Genomic DNA, 17,416 nt, shown 5'->3' on the forward strand with positions numbered 1-17,416 from the left:
TTCAAGCAGGCAGCCATAAATATAAACCAAACCAGTCATAAGAATATAACACAATGAAAATATTAATTTTTTAATATAAAAATTTAGATATCAACAGATAAACTATCCTTTGTACATACTTTTTTCTGATTACTACCGAATATATAAACACATTTTATTAAGTTAACACAGATATCCAGATAAAAGCATCGCTTACTATTATTTGAAAAAGTGCCAGCCAGCTTGAAACCAATAACTTCTAATCTTTATAAAACAGCAACTATTATCTATAGTCTTCACCACACATGATTCAGATTAACCAGCTTAAATCAAATGATTTATAGAGCATTCAAACAGGCAAATTAGACATTTAGTCTAAAGTATTCGATAATTTTGCTTATTTTAGTCCAAAATTTTATTTTTTAGACAAAATACTTGTAAAACCACCTTAACAGTATTAAGATGCATCACACATAAAACATAACAAAACAAAGCTACTACAATGAATGCACAAACCTTGTATGAAAAACTGTGGAATAGCCATATTGTCCAAGAACAGGCTGATGGTACAGTTTTACTTTATATTGACCGCCATCTTGTACATGAAGTAACCAGTCCGCAGGCTTTTGAGGGACTGAAACTTGCTCACCGTCCGCTCTGGCGTGAACAAAGCATTGTGGCCACTGCTGACCATAACACACCGACCGATCACTGGGACGAAGGAATTACTGACCCGATATCCAAACTTCAGGTCAATACACTGGATAAAAATATTCGCGAATTCGGTGTAGAGAAATATTATCCGTTTAAAAATATCAATCAGGGTATTGTGCATGTTGTCGGACCTGAACAGGGAGCAACTTTACCCGGGATGACTGTAGTATGCGGTGATTCACACACCTCTACACATGGTGCATTCGGTGCACTTGCTCATGGTATTGGCACATCAGAAGTAGAGCACGTGATGGCAACACAGTGTATTACTGCGAAAAAATCAAAAACCATGCTGATTAAAATCGATGGCGCCCTCAAAACAGGTATCACAGCCAAAGATATTGCTTTATATATTATCGGGCAAATTGGCACAGCCGGCGGTACAGGCTATGCAATTGAATTTGGCGGCGAGACTATACGTAATCTTTCTATGGAAGGCCGCATGACCTTATGCAATATGGCCATTGAGGCCGGTGCCCGCTCCGGTCTGGTTGCCGTCGACCAGACAACTATTGATTATATTAAAGACCGTCATTTTGCACCTCAGGGTGAACTGTGGGATCAGGCTGTCAGCTACTGGCACACTTTAGTATCCGATGAAGGCGCACATTTTGATAAAACCTATCACTTTAATGCTGCAGATATAGAACCACAGGTAACATGGGGAACATCGCCCGAAATGGTGATTGCAGTCAATCAGCAAGTACCAGACCCTGCTGCAGAAACTGATCCGGTTAAACGGGAAGGTATGCAGCGCGCATTACAATATATGGGATTAACAGCTGGTACCCCAGTTAATGAGATTCCGGTTGATGTTGTTTTTATTGGTTCCTGTACAAACGGACGAATTGAAGACCTACGCATTGCTGCCAGTGTCGCAGAAGGACATCACAAAGCAGATAATGTAAAAAGGGTATTGATTGTGCCCGGTTCCGGTCTGGTTAAGCAGCAGGCAGAAGCAGAAGGACTGGATAAAATCTTTACAGCAGCCGGATTTGAGTGGCGTGAACCAGGTTGCTCAATGTGTCTGGCCATGAATGCAGACCGTTTACAGCCGCAGGAGCGCTGTGCCTCAACGTCTAACCGGAATTTTGAAGGCAGACAGGGCAACGGCGGACGTACTCATCTGGTTAGTCCGGCGATGGCAGCGGCTGCTGCCATTACCGGACATTTTACCGATGTGCGACAGATATAAAGTGAATAACTTGCAGTTTTAATCCAGCAAGTGCATGATAAGCATGTAGTTCTGATTGAATTTGTTAATATTTATCTTTGTTGAAGGAGTACGGTATGAAAAAAATGTTGTTAATTGCTGCAATGGTTATGGCCGTAGTTACTGGTTGCCACACAATTCACGGCGTGGGACAGGATGTCAAAGCTGGTGGTCAACATTTATCCAATGCTGCCAACAGATAACAATACAAGGATAAGATCATGAAAAAATTAATGCTTTTAAGTCTTGCTATTGTTGGTTTTCTGGCCGGTTGTCATACTGTTTCCGGTGTAGGCCGCGATATTTCTGCCGGCGGTCAGGCTGTAAGTAATGCTTCTGACAACGTACGCTCAGAAATGTAACTGCATGCAAGCCCGCAAGGGCTTGCATAAAATTCAATCATAAACTATAAAATACTTAAATACCGCATGAAATCTTTTACTACTCTTACTGCACTCGTAGCGCCTCTTGACCGCGCTAATGTAGATACTGATGCAATCATTCCCAAACAATTTCTTAAATCCATTAAACGCAGCGGCTTCGGGCCGAATGCATTTGATGAATGGCGTTATCTGGATCATGGTGAGCCAGGTATGGATAACAGTAAACGTCCGCTAAATCCAGACTTTGTGCTTAATCAGCCACGTTATCAGGGCGCGCAAATTCTGCTCACACGGAAAAACTTCGGTTGCGGCTCCAGCCGTGAACATGCTCCCTGGGCTCTGGATGATTATGGCTTCCGTGCCATTATTGCACCTTCTTTCGCTGATATCTTTTTCAATAACTGCTACAAAAATGGTTTATTGCCTATCGTTCTGCCTGAAGAAACTGTTGATCTCTTATTTCATGATGTGACAGCTCACGAAGGTTATCAGCTAAATATTAATCTGCCGGAACAAACTGTTAACACGCCAGACGGAAAACATTATCATTTTGAGATTACTGAACACCGCAAACACTGTCTGCTCAACGGTCTGGATGAAATCGGACTGACATTGCAACATGCTGATGCTATCAAAGCATATGAAAATAAACATAAGCAACAGCAACCATGGCTGTATCAGTCCTGACTGAATCAGAAATTTTCAATCATTTATACTCTGAAAAACTAACTGACGACTCAAAATTATCAGTCATTAATCGATAAGCAGAAAGAATAAAATGAGCAAACATATTGCTATTCTTCCCGGTGACGGTATCGGACCGGAAATCATCGGACAAACCGTACGCGTTCTGGACAAACTGATTGCAGAGGGGCTGGATGCAGATTATCAGTATGCACCATTGGGCGGAGCAGCCTATGATGAATACGGACATCCCTACCCTGAATTTACTCAGAATATCTGTCGTCAGGCAGATGCAGTATTGCTTGGCGCAGTCGGCGGTCCTCAATACGATAAACTGGAACGTTCTTTACGCCCCGAACGCGGTCTGCTGGCCATACGCAAAGACCTCAATCTTTTTGGCAATCTGCGTCCGGCAATCCTCTATCCAGAACTGGCCAATGCTTCTACATTAAAACCGGAAGTAGTTTCCGGACTGAATATTCTTATCGTGCGTGAATTAACCGGCGATATTTATTTTGGCGAACCGCGCGGAATTCATACATTAGCTAACGGTGAACGCGAAGGTATCAACACCATGCGTTACAGTGAGAGTGAAATTCGCCGTATCGGTAAAATTGCGTTTGAAGCAGCACAAAAACGCAACAAAAAACTTTGTTCCGTTGATAAAGCTAATGTTCTGGAAACAACAGAATTATGGCGTGAAATCATTACAGAAATGAGTAAAGATTATCCTGATGTCAGTGTTAGCCATATGTACGTAGACAACGCCGCCATGCAACTGGTTAAAGCACCTAAGCAATTTGACGTTATCGTAACAGGCAACATCTTCGGTGATATTCTTTCTGATCAGGCTTCAATGCTTTCCGGCTCTATTGGTATGCTGCCCTCCGCTTCTCTTAATGAAACCGGTAAGGGCATGTATGAACCCTCACATGGTTCTGCTCCTGATATTGCCGGTCAGAATCTGGCTAATCCACTGGCTACTACACTTTCTTTAGCGATGCTTTTACGTTACAGCCTGAATAACGAAGATGCAGCTCAGCGAATCGAAGCAGCTGTAGGCAAAGTGCTGGCACAAGGTTTGCGGACAAGTGATATATTTGAAGAAGGTTGTACGCGTATTTCATGCAGCCAGATGGGTGATGCCGTACTTGCTGCGTTATAAGATAATTGCACATTATCATTAAATTACGTATATTAAACTTAACAGAGAATTTATATCTCTGTTAAGTTATTTTTTATATAGCTATTTTTATAATTGAAATTTGATATCTTGAGCTACCGTTCCACACAACAGGCGCAAACTTCATTAACTGACTTGCCAGATGGCAGCCTGCCGGCACATCATGTTGGCTGCCCCTGCTGTGGTCTTTCTCTGTCTATTCCTTCGCTGACTCCCGGCGAATATGCTCATTGCCCCCGTTGCAGGCAGCATCTGGTCAGAATTGAACATCATCCACTGGATACGCCAACAGCTTATGCTATTGCTTCATTAATTATCATGTTAATTGTGTATACACAGTTATACATGAGCATAGATTTACTTGGCATACATGTAGAGCTAACTATTCCGTATATGGTTGAGACACTGGCCCAGCAGGATTATTCTTTGCTGGCGGAAGTCATGTTCCTGTTAACTTTTGGTTCGCCGATACTGTTTCTGTTATTGTGTCTGTACGTATACACAGGTTTGCGCTACCGGCAGATATTACCCGGTATGCTATACGCTACCCGTACACTGGTTCGTCTGCGCCACTGGATTATGGTCGATGTATTTTATATTGCCACACTGGTAGCTTATATTAAAATCAGTGGTATGGCACAAATTCATTTCGGACTTGCTTTCTGGCTGATGATGGTACTGGCCATTTTACTTATCCGCACTTCTCAGGGTGTACCTGAACACTGGATTTTTTATCAGATACAGCGCCTTACCGGCAATGATCCTGTTTTACAGAACAATAGTGCTGATACCATCAACTGTAATTATTGTCTTTTTGAGCAACCAGCCAGCCTGAATGTATGCAGCGTCTGCGGTTCGTATCTGAGCCGCCGTAAACCGTTAAGTCTGAGCATTAGTATGGCCTTTCTGCTGGCAGCCATTATTTTCTATATACCGGCTAATTTATTGCCGATGATGATTACCCGCTCGCCGGGCACCAATCTTTCTAGTACCATTCTTGATGGTATAGAATACATGTGGAATGATGGTGACGTTTTAATTGCAGTTGTTATATTCAGTGCCAGTATGGCCATTCCCATATTGAAAATTATTTCTATGCTGGTTCTACTGTATTCTGCTGCTTACCGGCCATTAATGTCTGCACACAAATTAACCATACTCTACCGTATTACCGAATCAATCGGGCGCTGGTCAATGATTGATATATTTGTCGTTATCATTCTCATGTCGGCATTTTCCACACCACTGGCTAATGTAACCCCGGGTGCTGCCACCATTTACTTTTGTGCAGTTGTCATCCTGACCATGGTTTCTGCACTGAGTTTCGACCCGCGTTTACTCTGGGATGAAGCAGTACAACAAAGAAAACACCATAAACCTCATTATAAAAACAGCAGTAAAAGGCATTCTCATCATGAGCCAATCTGATAATCAGACGCCGCAGGCAACTGCCACAGTAAAACGTAATCCACCCTTTAACGTACTGGTATGGATTATTCCGGTGCTGGCATTATTAACCGGGGCATGGCTGCTTTTTCAACATCTGCGCCATACAGGGCCGGAAATTACTTTGTATATAAAAGATGCGGACGGAATTGAAATTAACATGACTACCATTAAAGTCATGAACGTCACCGTCGGTAAAGTTACTGCAATCAGAATCAGCCCAGATGAAAAAGGCGTACAAATCAAAGCGCAGATGACCGCTGACGTCAAAAATATGCTACGTAAAGACACTCAGTTCTGGATTGTTAAACCACGCATAGATCAGAGTGGTATTACCGGCCTGAATACCTTAGTTTCCGGTTCATATATCGCTTTTACTCCGGGGCACAGCAAAGAAAGAGCAGAAACATTTACAGTTGCTGATTTACCTCCGGTTACTGCCATATCGCAAAGTGGTATACGTTTGCGTCTGAAAGGCCACAGTGACAAGCTGCTTAATCCGGGCAGCCCGGTACTTTACGGAGATATCAGTGCCGGACAAATTGAAAAAGCCTATTTTGACCCTAAAGATAACAGTGTACATTATCAGGTCTACATCAATAGTCCGTATGACAGCCTGATAGGCGACAAAGTTAAATTCTGGCTACAGACCGGCCTGCAGGTTACTGCTTCTGGCGGCGGTGTACATATTGATTCAGCCCCCATACCCGCACTGCTCTCCGGTGCAATCGTATTCAAAACCATGTTTGAGGGTAAAGGCAATCCTGTTGCCAACAATACCGAATTTACTCTCTACAATAGCGAACGGGAACTGGATAACCTGCCGACAAACCGTGCCCAATACTATGTTGTATTCTTCCAGCAATCTGTACGCGGACTCAGCGTTGGTGCTCCGGTAGAATATCAGGGTATTAATATCGGTTCTGTTGCAGATGTACCTTACTTTGCCCCGAATGACAGCCATAAACTCTTCCAGCATGGCTGGATACCTGTACGTTTGCGTATTGAACCGGGACGTATGGAAATAAATGCCAGCAAACAGGATGATAAAATCTGGCAGCAGCAAATCCAGCAGGCACTTAATCTGGGGTTATCTGCATCTCTGGAAAAAGACAATCTGATTACTGGTAATCAGTATATTAGTTTATCTCAGGCGCAAGCGGGAGAATCACTGTTTAAACCAGTAGCACAATATCAGGGATATACCGTTATCAGCAGCACCCATACCGGACTTGATATGATTCAGAATCAATTGACTGCACTATTAGCCAAAATGAATAAGCTGCCTATAGAAAGCACCATGAAACAGCTGGATATGACACTGGCGCAATTAAAAACGACTCTGGCCAGTGCAGACCGCTTGTTATCACAAAATAAAACTCAGCAACTACCTGCTGAGCTGGCGGCTACTCTGAAAGAATTACGGACTACATTACAAGGTGTATCCAGCACCTCACCTCTATATGGTGATATTCAGCAAACTCTGAAAAGTATTGACAGCACCCTGAAAGATGCACAGCCAACACTGAAAACCCTGAAACAACAACCCAATGCCCTGATTTTTAATCGTCGCGGGCATGATCCGGAGCCAAAAGGAGCCAGATAATGAAAATTTTGTTACCACTTGTCTGTGCTGTCAGTCTGACGCTTGGTGCATGTGCCGGTAATCCGATTACCTACTATCAGCTACCCGGCAGTAACTATCAATTACCGGCCGGCAGCCAGAGAATTCCGGTACAACTTAAAGTGGTACTGGCTGAGCGCCTTAATCAGGGGAATTTAGTTTATCAGGACAGTCCGACAACTCTGCACTTTGCCCAGCAGCATCTATGGGCTGATGATCTTGGCGATGAAATTAGTCAGACACTGGCCAATGAACTTAATAAACAAAGTATTCGCTATCTGTTTACTCCTGAAAATAAAACTAAAACCACACTAACTGTATATATACAGTCTTTTCAAGGTAGCTATGATGGTTATATCTACATCAGTGGTTACAGCAGCTGGCAGGGTATTAATAATGAACAAGGTCAGAACTTTAATGTCCGGCTACCTCAGCAAGGCAATGGCTACAATAATATGGTTAATGCTCTGGCTCAAGGACTCAGTAATGTAGCTAAAAGCATTGCTCCATATAATTAATTATTGCAATACTAACCAGGATCGCAGTTTGGCCTAATAAGCACATTTGACAATTTTTTTCTAAACGGGACATACCGTTACTAATTCAAGTGCATAAGATGGCAATTCAGTAAATGAAAATGCAGATGAGATGAGCTATGATGGGGAATTTATCAATACCCCATCATTTATAATAATAAAAAATTATTCTTTTAATGCCATATTTAATAAATATAGATAAAACAATAATATAAATCAGTAAAAATATTGATATTCTCTATATTAATAATGATACTTTCAGCTAAATGATTTTTTATTCTATAATCTCCAGATAACAAAATTACACTAATGACACCATAAATTAATTCGCCAGATAACCAGAAAGATTTATAATAAAACAATATTTCTATCCGAAGAGAATTATGAGATTAAAACTCGTTTCCCTTATTGCTTTACTTCTAGTTGGAGCATGCAGTATTGGCATGCCTTCTAATGTGGCAGTCGGTATTGGTGGTGGCAATCACAATTTTGGTCTTGGTACGACAATTAACTTTCCGATTAGAACCAAGCCCGTACCATCAGAACCACCCGTTATAGCCGGTACAGAACCATCCGGCCAGCCTGAAAAACCGGCAGCAAAAACAACCGATCAGAAAAAACAGCCTATCAATAAATAAAAATATTACATTTGATTCATTATTAAATTTTACTATCCATTTAACATATTTTTTACTTATCAGGCTTATCACATCCTTATTTCTGTTGATAAGAGACAAAAATTTCTGGTAAAAAAGGTAAATTTATAACCATATCAAAGCATCTGCGCCAAAAACAAACGAACTGCCAGACAAATTATGCCTAAACCGTATAAACCATGCTAAACTCAACAGCAAAATTATTTCTGATACTGAAAATGTAAGAGTAAAACTTATGGCCGGCAATACTTTCGGACAAATCCTTACTGTTACCACCTTTGGTGAAAGCCACGGTGCTGCAATTGGTTGTATCATAGACGGGTGTCCGCCGGGACTGGCTTTAAATGAGGCCGATATTCAGCATGATCTGAACAGACGTAAACCCGGTACCAGCCGCCATGTTACTCAGCGTCGTGAAGCAGATATTGTCGAAATTCTTTCCGGCGTATTTGAAGGAAAAACCACCGGCACACCGATAGCTTTATTAATCAGAAATACTGATCAGCGCAGTAAAGATTATAGTGATATTGCTCAGAGTTTCCGCCCCGGACATGCGGACTACACATATTGGCATAAATACGGTATCAGAGATTATCGCGGCGGCGGACGTAGCTCAGCTCGTGAAACAGCTGCCCGGGTAGCAGCAGGCGCAGTAGCCAGAAAATGGTTACGTCAGCATTTTAATACTGAAATAATTGCCCATATCACCCAGATTGGTGAAAAAAATATCTCTTTTGAAGATTATGCCTATATAAACAATAATCCTTTTTTTGTCGCCAATAAAAGCCAGATTCAAGAACTGGAACAATATATGGATAGCATACGTAAAGCATGTGATTCCATCGGAGCCAAACTGCATGTTACTGCTCGTCATGTTCCGGTCGGACTGGGTGAACCGGTTTTCGATCGTCTTGATGCCGATATAGCTCATGCCATGATGGGCATTAACGCAGTTAAAGGCGTAGAAATAGGTGCAGGTTTTGAATGTATACGCCAAAAAGGCAGTGAACATGGAGATGAGCTGACACCTGAAGGATTTAGATCTAATAATGCCGGCGGTATATTAGGAGGCATCAGCAGTGGTCAGGACATACACATTAATCTGGCCATTAAACCTACCAGCAGCATTGCCACACCTCGTCATTCAATAGATATTCATGGCAAGCCGGTTCTACTATCGACCCAAGGTCGTCACGATCCTTGTGTCGGACTGCGCGCAGCGCCAATTGCCGAAGCAATGCTTGCTTTGGTTCTCATGGATCATGCTTTACGCCAGCGTGCACAAAATGCTGATATTCACGTAGATACACCTGATATTGCTCATTATTTATCTGATGAAGCTAATATCTGAATATTTTTTATAGCCATAACTGCAAAGTTATCATCTGTATCAATGATTTAATTCATTATTATTTCATTGAAATGGCCATAAACCCACAAGGAAGTAACTTTATGAGTCAAGAAACCGCTTTGGGTGCAGCCCTGAAATCAGCTGTACAGACCATGAGCAAAAAAAAGCAAACTGATATGATTGCCGAACATATCTATCGCAAATATGATGTATTTAAGCATTTTAAACCATTGGCAATCGGCATTGATCAGGATTTAATTACTGCATTACCACAATATGATCCTGCTCTTATAGCACGCGTTCTGGCCAATCACTGCCGCCGGCCGCGATATATCAAATCTCTGGCACGCGGAGGAAAGCGTTTTGATTTGAATAACCGCTTTAAAGGTGAAGTTTCACCAGAAGAGCAGGCTATTGCTAAACAGCATCCCTCTATGCAGACAGCAAAACCGGCATCAGCAACTGAAGTCGCAGAAACCCCCTCTGCAAAAGCTGAAACTGATCATAGCAGTAGCAGCGAAGAATCATCACAGAACTGATACCAGCAGATACACGAGCCCTCAAGCTCGTGTTTTTTATTCTCATGCTATTTGACAGCCACTGCCATCTCAATCACAGCCCCCTGACAGAAAATTTAACCCAAGTACTGCAACAGGCTGCTGATAAACATATTGGTCATTTTCTCGTACCCGCTACCAGTCCTGCTGACTGGCTGACAACCATCGAACTTCAAGAAGCTTATTCTTGCATATATGCGGCAATAGGCATTCATCCCTGGTATATCAACAGTCACAATGATTCTGCACTCAATCAACTCGAATCATTACTACATACACATCCAGATATTATGATGGGAGAAATTGGTCTGGATTTTGCACGAATAAATAACACAGCAGACAAAAATTTGCAGATTAACTGTTTTGAAGCCCAACTAAGAATGGCCAAATCTCTGCAGCGTCCTGTCATTATTCATAACGTCCATGCTACCGATGCTTGCATACACAGTATTAAACGTTGCCAATTTACTTTTGGCGGGATTGCTCATGCCTTTTCCGGCAGTATGGAAGAAGCACAGGCTTGGATTAAGCATGGTTTTTTTATTGGTGTTGGTTCTTTATTATTACGAACACAGGCAAAAAAAATTCGGCACATTGCCGAAAAGCTACCTTTACAACATATAGTAATCGAAACTGATGCACCTTATATGTCTCCTCTGCCGCATCAGAATAACACTCCTGATAATTTACGCCAGATTGCTGAAATCATAGCCGGCTTGCGCAATAGTCACTGGCAGGATATAGCTTCCATTACTAGCAAAAATACGTTTCAAGTTATTTCACAAAAAACTTAGTCTCAGTATTATTTATTAACTGAAAGAATCATTGGTGAAAGGCATGAATAACACTAGAATGTTTTTTGCTTAGTACTCATATACAGAAATTTAAATAACTATTCATCATTAGGAATCTGCCAGCTTTCAACAATGGAAAGCTGGCAGATTTATACTTTTTCAAAAATTAATAATAAGAAATTATTTTGAAACAGCAATAACTTCGGATTAGAAATTAACTTGTGCACTGATACTATAACGGCGCCCATCCAGAGTACGACCATAATCTTTCTGATCAACTCTTTTATCAAATATATTATAAATACCGCCACTTAAAATCAGATCTTTTTTCGGTTTAAATACCAATCCTGTATCTACAAAACCATATGATGGCTTACCAATTGCCATTGAGGTCCGTGACAGATAATCTGAAGTTCTGCTGCGGAAATTCCATCTGGCCCATGTAGATAATTTTTCCGTCGCATTCCAGTTAAGCGTGGTATTAAACATATTTTTCGGCATTTCATTTAATGGCTTACCACTAAACTGACCACTCTTCTGCTCACTATGTGTATAGGTATAATTCGCAGACCAGTCTACTTTTGGTGTAATTTTCCAGCCAAATGTTGCTTCTATACCGCGTAAAACTGCTTTATCCACATTTTCGCGCTGACTGATAAAGTCAAAATACTCATTACGCCAAGAACAGGCATTTGAACCGGCCTTACCCTGACAGGTACGTACTTCCGTTATTTTGTTTTTAAACTTTGTATAATAAGTAGTTAAACCAGCAGAAAGATTACGGTTATTATCCCAGTTGAAACTGATTTCGAAATTATCTGATTTTTCCGGTTTCAGATTTGAGTTACCTATAATAATACCATTAGAATATCCACCACCGGTTACCTGCCCCCAGCCATCTGATGCTGCACGCAGTGCAGGTGCTTTATAACCACGGGAATAACCACCCTTTATTGTCCATTCTTTATTAGGCGTCCATACACCATAAAACTTTGGAGTGATCTCAGAACCATAATTTTCATCATGATCCAGTCGTGCTGCACCAGTCAGTGCAAATGTTGGTACGATACGCCATTCATCCTGTCCGAAAACTGCCCAGGAATCACGCTCCAGATGAGTTAACCGCCGCCCGTTAATAACAAGCTGGTTACCCGTATCATTCAGTTCTTCCCGTTGCCATCTGCCGCCGATGCTCAAAGTATGCTTATTCAGGCGAAACTGAGTCTGGGTATTAAAAATAGTATTTTTTTCATGCATATCACGTGATGGATTATCATTTTCCTCACGCTGAACATATGTCTGAGTATCAATTTTATCGTAGTAGCCACGATGAGTAATACTATACTGATTGCGATCATACAGCGTGTAATCATCTGTAGGTTTTACACCCCTGCGCGGTGCTGTATCAATTGTTTTACCTACTTTACCATTGCGATTCTGTAAACTTCGGTTTAATTCAAAATCAATTGTATTTTTATCATCCGGTGTCCAGGACAGAACCAGATCACCGTTGCGCATACGCTGTTCTTTATAGCCGCCGATAAATTTATCTTCATCGCGGTGAGAATATCCTGCATTAACACGGATACCTAATTTATCCTGAATTAACGGACCGGAAACATAAACGCTGCTTTGCAGAGTATTACCGCTATTACTATGCTGTTGTATAGTAGCATCTGCCTTAACTGAACCAGTCCAGTCAGCAGCTGTTTTTTTGGTAATGATATTAATCACCCCACCCATTGCATCTGATCCATATAAAGCTGAAGCAGGACCACGAATCACTTCAATCCGCTGAATCGCTGAAATTGGTGGCATCCAGCCTTGCTCAATTCCCGGACCATCAGAATTAGGACGAACCCCGCGCGAATTTACCCGTTTGCCATCTATCAACAACATAGTATAAGCACCCGACATCCCACGGATGCTGATATCTTTCGTACTGCCACCACCGGTTACTACCACTCCTGGCACATCCAGCAAAGCATCAGTGACATCGTGATATTCCTTAGTTTCGAGTTCTTTGGCATTAATCACAGTTATTGATGCTGCTGCATTTTTTGCCTGTTGTTTAAATCCTGAAGCTGTTACCACTACATCATCCAGTTCTGCTTCTGCAGCATATAACGGAGATATTAAAGTTGAGAGTAATGCCAGTGAAAACGAATGATGAACCAGTTTACGCATAATGAAGACGGACCTCTGACGAATTTATTTTAATAAAATTTAAATAAATTATTTAGTTAAATTCATTTAAATGATAATAGTAATCATTATATAATTTAACATAAATATACCTAAAAAGCATCAGATTTATTGACAAAATATAAAAAAGAATACCATTTGAGTTGGGGTAGGTATTATGTCATGGTAAGTAATGACATAACTCAATGATTTAAAAATAAGATTTACCAATAGCGATATATACTCTCATTTTAAAACCAGTAAATAAAAAATCCCTGAAATTTAATTCAGGGATTTTTTGCAATATGGCGGAGAGTAAGGGATTCGAACCCTTGATACAGGTTTTGCCCGTATACTCCCTTAGCAGGGGAGCGCCTTCGACCACTCGGCCAACTCTCCGTAGAGAAGTTGCGAACTATACCTAATCAACTCTTAACTGTCAAACAAAAATATACAAAAAAATCTCCGAAAAGGTGGCCTATTTGCTAACACCATAGCAGTAAACAATATTTTCTTTACGCCTATAAACCACTGACGGATACAAACCTGAGCTTTACTAAAATCCCGATCTCAGATAAAGCTGATATATAGCCACCATCACTTCCTGAGAGTTTTAGCTGATTCTCCAAAGCACTTTTAACAGAAAACAATTTGTTTACTTTTATATAATAAGCATATGCTACTTGATTGTTCTATTTAATTTACCGCTCAAAAAATCATGTGTAAATTACCCTTTTCTCATACTCAGCCTCCGGTATAATACAAAGTTTAACCATCTGGTCAACCCGATGACTGGCAAAATTATTGTTTGTAGTCTTTATCGCATAACAATATAAAATTTAAAATTCTGGAGACTTGCATGAGTGCAATTATTGACATCTTTGCGCGTGAAATACTGGATTCACGCGGTAACCCGACAGTTGAATGTGATGTTCTGCTTGAATCTGGGGTAATGGGCAGAGCTGCCGTGCCTTCTGGCGCGTCTACCGGTGAAAAAGAAGCACTGGAACTGCGTGACGGCGATAAACAGCGGTATTTGGGCAAAGGTGTATTACAGGCTGTAGAGAATGTTAATAATGAAATTGCACAGGCACTTATTGGCATTGATGCCAGTGAACAAAGCTATATCGACCAGATTATGATTGATCTGGACGGTACTGATAATAAAGGTCGCCTTGGAGCCAATGCTACGCTGGCAGTTTCATTGGCAGTTGCCCGTGCTGCAGCAGAAGATGCCGGTTTACCACTATATCGTTATATAGGCGGTGCCGGGCCAATGTCCATGCCTGTTCCCATGATGAATGTTATCAATGGCGGTGCACATGCCAATAATAGCCTTGATATTCAGGAATTCATGATTATGCCGGTGGGCGCAGAATCATTTCGTCAGGCATTGCGCTGTGGCGCTGAAGTATTTCACCATCTGAAAAAATTATGTAATGATAAAGGTATGTCTACCAGTGTTGGTGATGAAGGCGGTTTTGCGCCAGATTTAGCCAGCCATGAAGAAGCCATTCAGCTGATTCTGTCTGCTGTAGAGGCAGCAGGCTATATTCCTGGTAAAGATATCGTACTGGCTCTGGATTGCGCTTCCAGTGAATTTTACAAAAACGGGAATTATGAATTAACTGCAGAAAATCTGAGCCTGACCAGTGCCGAGTTTGCTGACTATCTGACTGACCTTGTTAACAAATACCCTATTGTGTCTATTGAAGACGGCATGAGCGAACATGACTGGGAAGGCTGGAAACTTCTGACAGAACGTCTGGGTAAAAAAGTACAGCTGGTTGGTGATGATCTGTTTGTCACCAATCCGGCTATTTTAAGCGAAGGTATAGCCCAGGGTCTGGCTAACTCACTTCTGGTTAAGGTCAATCAGATTGGTACATTGTCCGAGACACTTAAAGCGGTAGATTTAGCCAAACGCTTTGGCTATACCAGTGTAATGAGCCATCGCTCCGGCGAAACCGAAGACAGCACCATAGCTGATCTGGCTGTAGGTACAAACTGCATGCAAATTAAAACTGGTTCACTTTCACGCTCTGATCGTATTGCGAAATATAATCAGTTGCTGCGAATTGAAGAAGAACTTGGTTCTGCAGCCTACTATCCCGGTAAAAAAGCTTTTTATCAGCTTAGCTAATTCTGATATGGAATATTATAGGCAAATAAAATGAAGTGGGTAACCTGGGTACTGTTATTTGCATTGGCCGGTTTACAATACGACTTGTGGATGGGGCATGGCGGCTGGCACGATATGTGGAATCTGGAGAACAACGTCATAAATCAGAATGCCAGTAATGAAACCCTGATACAGCGTAATCGTGCTCTTACCGCCGAAATTAAAGATCTCGCCGATGGAAAAGATGCGATAAACGAAATGGCCCGGGATAAACTGGGTTATATACAGGATGGCGAAGTTTTCTATCGTTTTGCACCTTCAGGCACACTTGTAACTACTACAAATAATCAAAATAATATTCCTCAAAGATAAAGAAAAACACTTTGACATTACCAAACCAGCAGTTTTTAGTACCAAAAACCGCTGGTTTTATTTTATAGCAATAAATTGCAATATATTCTGTTTCCAACAGATGATTTAATTTGACTAATAAAATCCATCAACCTATAGTTTGGTTGTATCAATACCACAGCTTTTAAAATTTTCTAATCAATATCAGAATAGACTTAAAAGAATCATAGCCAATATATTAATCAATTAGTATGATATTTTAAAATCTGCTGAATCAGGTAAGATAAATTGTTCTGGGTATTAAAGGCAAATATATGATTTCTATCCATCAGAAAAGTTACGGTTTAGACGTTGTACTATACAATGAATTTACACTAGAAGACTTTTATCAGCTGGAAAATGCTTTGTTAAAAGCCATTGAACACATTCATTTACCTAATCTGTTACTTGATCTGAGCCAGATGAAAGATTTCACTATAGATATGGCTTTAGAACATCTCAGATTTCTGCGTCAGCATGCCCATGATTTTGGTCGCACTGCTATTGTCGTTGACGATATTTGGATTCGTATAGGTATACGTCTTGCTAATTTACTAACTTTGCAACGACTCAGATACTTTAGTGATACAGCTACAGCGCAAAAATGGCTGGAACAGAATACACAAAATTCAAATGCCATCCGCAATAATTAACTGCTTTATTCATCAGTAAGCACACTTAATATATTTAACTGATAAAACCAAAAATATTTTTAATTAAATTTAATTACATCAAAGCTGATTGAGCCAGCCGGATATCGTTTCAGCCAATATTTCCGGTTGCTCCAGTGGCAACATATGCCCGCTATTTTCGATTATTTTCAAACTAGCCTGTGGTATAAATTCCTGCAACTCCTTAGCTTCATCGATAGAGCGCATCTGATCCTGCGCAGCAGCAATAATCAAAGTCGGGCAGGAAATTTTCTGACCTGTCGGAGTTTTACGGTTTAGCAAAGATTGTCTGCTTAACACATCAAAACCCAAACGTTCACTCATCTGCCGGATTCTGCTAATCATCTCTTGATTATTTTGATTATCAGGTCGCAACGTCTGAATTATAGCTTTATGTCCCAAACCACGAAAATTTAGATGCTGCTGAATTTTTAAAGTATTTTGCTTTGCTGCGTATTGCTGTGGTGTATCCTCACGCAATGAAGTAGCAATTAAGACAAGGGCAGCAACCCGCTGCGGATACTGGGCGGCCAGTGTTCTTGCAACATAGCCGCCAAGCGAAAAACCAATGAGCACAAAACGTTCAGGAGCAGAAACAGCAATATTTTCTGCCATAGTAGCAATACTGTCTCCGCTTGCCAGTGATGCACATAATAACGGCTGGGATTCAGCCAAATTAGCTTTCATATCATCCCATAATGTTTCATCCAGCATAAAACCAGGAATGCATACCCAAGGTAATATTTCTTTCATCTTGATAGTCTCAATAGAGCAAACCACTGGACAGATATTCTATAACAGTTTATCAATCAGCCAAATTAATGTTTGCAATTATTTTGCTACCAATCTAAAACCCTTTTAACTAATTTCATTATTATTTATTATTCTTACATTGCGTTGACTTAATCAACCTTATCCAGCAAAATTAA

At 40.9% G+C, this 17,416-nt stretch carries 17 protein-coding genes and 1 tRNA gene; 15 read left to right on the forward strand and 3 right to left on the reverse strand.

What is annotated here, in order from left to right; translation table 11 throughout:
• Positions 1 to 481 precede the first annotated feature (481 nt).
• The 12 genes from leuC (at position 482) to SALWKB2_RS07100 (ending at position 11,120) form a co-directional block, all read left to right on the forward strand.
• Positions 482 to 1,888 (forward strand): 3-isopropylmalate dehydratase large subunit, encoded by a 1,407-nt coding sequence (gene leuC, locus SALWKB2_RS07055; protein WP_025330973.1) that lies wholly within the window; start codon positions 482 to 484, stop codon positions 1,886 to 1,888.
• A gap of 95 nt (positions 1,889 to 1,983) precedes the next feature.
• Positions 1,984 to 2,109: an entericidin A/B family lipoprotein gene (locus SALWKB2_RS11900; protein ID WP_078474712.1), complete on the forward strand. Its 126-nt coding sequence runs from the start codon at positions 1,984 to 1,986 to the stop codon at positions 2,107 to 2,109.
• An 18-nt stretch (positions 2,110 to 2,127) separates the two neighbouring features.
• Positions 2,128 to 2,268: an entericidin A/B family lipoprotein gene (locus SALWKB2_RS11695; RefSeq protein WP_051506459.1), complete on the forward strand. Its 141-nt coding sequence runs from the start codon at positions 2,128 to 2,130 to the stop codon at positions 2,266 to 2,268.
• Positions 2,269 to 2,334: 66 nt separating this feature from the next.
• Positions 2,335 to 2,976, forward strand: coding sequence for a 3-isopropylmalate dehydratase small subunit (gene leuD / locus SALWKB2_RS07060; protein ID WP_025330974.1), 642 nt, complete (start codon positions 2,335 to 2,337; stop codon positions 2,974 to 2,976).
• Between the two features lie 91 nt (positions 2,977 to 3,067).
• Positions 3,068 to 4,138, forward strand: coding sequence for a 3-isopropylmalate dehydrogenase (gene leuB, locus SALWKB2_RS07065; protein WP_025330975.1), 1,071 nt, complete (start codon positions 3,068 to 3,070; stop codon positions 4,136 to 4,138).
• Between the two features lie 108 nt (positions 4,139 to 4,246).
• Positions 4,247 to 5,584 carry a paraquat-inducible protein A gene (locus SALWKB2_RS07070; RefSeq protein WP_099048803.1) on the forward strand — a complete coding sequence of 446 codons (1,338 nt, stop codon included), beginning with the start codon at positions 4,247 to 4,249 and terminating at the stop codon, positions 5,582 to 5,584.
• Positions 5,571 to 7,208: an intermembrane transport protein PqiB gene (pqiB, locus tag SALWKB2_RS07075; RefSeq protein WP_025330977.1), complete on the forward strand. Its 1,638-nt coding sequence runs from the start codon at positions 5,571 to 5,573 to the stop codon at positions 7,206 to 7,208. The genes SALWKB2_RS07070 and pqiB overlap by 14 nt, the downstream gene beginning before the upstream one ends.
• Entirely contained in the window at positions 7,208 to 7,744 is a 537-nt protein-coding gene (locus tag SALWKB2_RS07080; protein WP_025330978.1) for a PqiC family protein, read from the forward strand. Before pqiB ends, SALWKB2_RS07080 begins: the two co-directional genes overlap by 1 nt.
• A 401-nt stretch (positions 7,745 to 8,145) precedes the next feature.
• Complete coding sequence (locus SALWKB2_RS07085) at positions 8,146 to 8,400, forward strand: hypothetical protein (RefSeq protein WP_038648923.1); 255 nt, start codon at positions 8,146 to 8,148, stop codon at positions 8,398 to 8,400.
• A 253-nt stretch (positions 8,401 to 8,653) separates the two neighbouring features.
• Positions 8,654 to 9,769 (forward strand): chorismate synthase, encoded by a 1,116-nt coding sequence (aroC, locus tag SALWKB2_RS07090; protein ID WP_025330980.1) that lies wholly within the window; start codon positions 8,654 to 8,656, stop codon positions 9,767 to 9,769.
• Positions 9,770 to 9,870: 101 nt separating this feature from the next.
• Positions 9,871 to 10,308 (forward strand): ProQ/FINO family protein, encoded by a 438-nt coding sequence (locus tag SALWKB2_RS07095; RefSeq protein WP_025330981.1) that lies wholly within the window; start codon positions 9,871 to 9,873, stop codon positions 10,306 to 10,308.
• A 44-nt stretch (positions 10,309 to 10,352) separates the two neighbouring features.
• Positions 10,353 to 11,120, forward strand: a complete 768-nt coding sequence (locus tag SALWKB2_RS07100; RefSeq protein ID WP_025330982.1) for a TatD family hydrolase — start codon at positions 10,353 to 10,355, stop codon at positions 11,118 to 11,120.
• Between the two features lie 207 nt (positions 11,121 to 11,327).
• On the opposite strand, the gene SALWKB2_RS07105 is transcribed toward SALWKB2_RS07100, so the two are convergent.
• Together SALWKB2_RS07105 and SALWKB2_RS07110 are read right to left on the reverse strand one after the other, a co-directional pair.
• A complete protein-coding gene (locus tag SALWKB2_RS07105; RefSeq protein WP_038648926.1) occupies positions 11,328 to 13,307 on the reverse strand; it encodes a ligand-gated channel protein in 1,980 nt (659 codons plus the stop codon).
• 303 nt (positions 13,308 to 13,610) lie between these two features.
• A tRNA-Ser gene (locus SALWKB2_RS07110) sits at positions 13,611 to 13,703 on the reverse strand.
• Positions 13,704 to 14,163: 460 nt separating this feature from the next.
• Here SALWKB2_RS07110 and eno point away from each other — a divergent pair.
• The 3 genes from eno (at position 14,164) to SALWKB2_RS07125 (ending at position 16,469) form a co-directional block, all read left to right on the forward strand.
• Complete coding sequence (eno, locus tag SALWKB2_RS07115) at positions 14,164 to 15,447, forward strand: phosphopyruvate hydratase (protein ID WP_025330984.1); 1,284 nt, start codon at positions 14,164 to 14,166, stop codon at positions 15,445 to 15,447.
• Positions 15,448 to 15,477: 30 nt separating this feature from the next.
• A complete protein-coding gene (ftsB, locus tag SALWKB2_RS07120; RefSeq protein ID WP_025330985.1) occupies positions 15,478 to 15,798 on the forward strand; it encodes a cell division protein FtsB in 321 nt (106 codons plus the stop codon).
• A gap of 293 nt (positions 15,799 to 16,091) precedes the next feature.
• Positions 16,092 to 16,469, forward strand: coding sequence for a SpoIIAA family protein (locus SALWKB2_RS07125; RefSeq protein ID WP_025330986.1), 378 nt, complete (start codon positions 16,092 to 16,094; stop codon positions 16,467 to 16,469).
• 78 nt (positions 16,470 to 16,547) lie between these two features.
• On the opposite strand, the gene SALWKB2_RS07130 is transcribed toward SALWKB2_RS07125, so the two are convergent.
• A complete protein-coding gene (locus SALWKB2_RS07130; RefSeq protein ID WP_025330987.1) occupies positions 16,548 to 17,240 on the reverse strand; it encodes an alpha/beta fold hydrolase in 693 nt (230 codons plus the stop codon).
• Between the last annotated feature and the right edge of the window lie 176 nt (positions 17,241 to 17,416).

The organism is Snodgrassella alvi wkB2, from assembly GCF_000600005.1.
Lineage (GTDB): Bacteria > Pseudomonadota > Gammaproteobacteria > Burkholderiales > Neisseriaceae > Snodgrassella > Snodgrassella alvi.

Excerpts from the sequence above, each read along its gene's own strand:
- leuB (WP_025330975.1), top strand. The coding sequence starts at position 3,068 with ATGAGCAAACATATTGCTATTCTTCCCGGTGACGGTATCGGACCGGAA.
- SALWKB2_RS07080 (WP_025330978.1), top strand. The coding sequence starts at position 7,208 with ATGAAAATTTTGTTACCACTTGTCTGTGCTGTCAGTCTGACGCTTGGT.
- aroC (WP_025330980.1), top strand. The coding sequence starts at position 8,654 with ATGGCCGGCAATACTTTCGGACAAATCCTTACTGTTACCACCTTTGGT.
- pqiB (WP_025330977.1), top strand. The coding sequence starts at position 5,571 with ATGAGCCAATCTGATAATCAGACGCCGCAGGCAACTGCCACAGTAAAA.
- SALWKB2_RS07085 (WP_038648923.1), top strand. The coding sequence starts at position 8,146 with ATGAGATTAAAACTCGTTTCCCTTATTGCTTTACTTCTAGTTGGAGCA.
- SALWKB2_RS11695 (WP_051506459.1), top strand. The coding sequence starts at position 2,128 with ATGAAAAAATTAATGCTTTTAAGTCTTGCTATTGTTGGTTTTCTGGCC.
- SALWKB2_RS07130 (WP_025330987.1), bottom strand. The coding sequence starts at position 17,240 with ATGAAAGAAATATTACCTTGGGTATGCATTCCTGGTTTTATGCTGGAT.
- leuD (WP_025330974.1), top strand. The coding sequence starts at position 2,335 with ATGAAATCTTTTACTACTCTTACTGCACTCGTAGCGCCTCTTGACCGC.
- SALWKB2_RS07125 (WP_025330986.1), top strand. The coding sequence starts at position 16,092 with ATGATTTCTATCCATCAGAAAAGTTACGGTTTAGACGTTGTACTATAC.
- ftsB (WP_025330985.1), top strand. The coding sequence starts at position 15,478 with ATGAAGTGGGTAACCTGGGTACTGTTATTTGCATTGGCCGGTTTACAA.
- eno (WP_025330984.1), top strand. The coding sequence starts at position 14,164 with ATGAGTGCAATTATTGACATCTTTGCGCGTGAAATACTGGATTCACGC.
- SALWKB2_RS07100 (WP_025330982.1), top strand. The coding sequence starts at position 10,353 with ATGCTATTTGACAGCCACTGCCATCTCAATCACAGCCCCCTGACAGAA.
- SALWKB2_RS07105 (WP_038648926.1), bottom strand. The coding sequence starts at position 13,307 with ATGCGTAAACTGGTTCATCATTCGTTTTCACTGGCATTACTCTCAACT.
- leuC (WP_025330973.1), top strand. The coding sequence starts at position 482 with ATGAATGCACAAACCTTGTATGAAAAACTGTGGAATAGCCATATTGTC.
- SALWKB2_RS11900 (WP_078474712.1), top strand. The coding sequence starts at position 1,984 with ATGAAAAAAATGTTGTTAATTGCTGCAATGGTTATGGCCGTAGTTACT.
- SALWKB2_RS07095 (WP_025330981.1), top strand. The coding sequence starts at position 9,871 with ATGAGTCAAGAAACCGCTTTGGGTGCAGCCCTGAAATCAGCTGTACAG.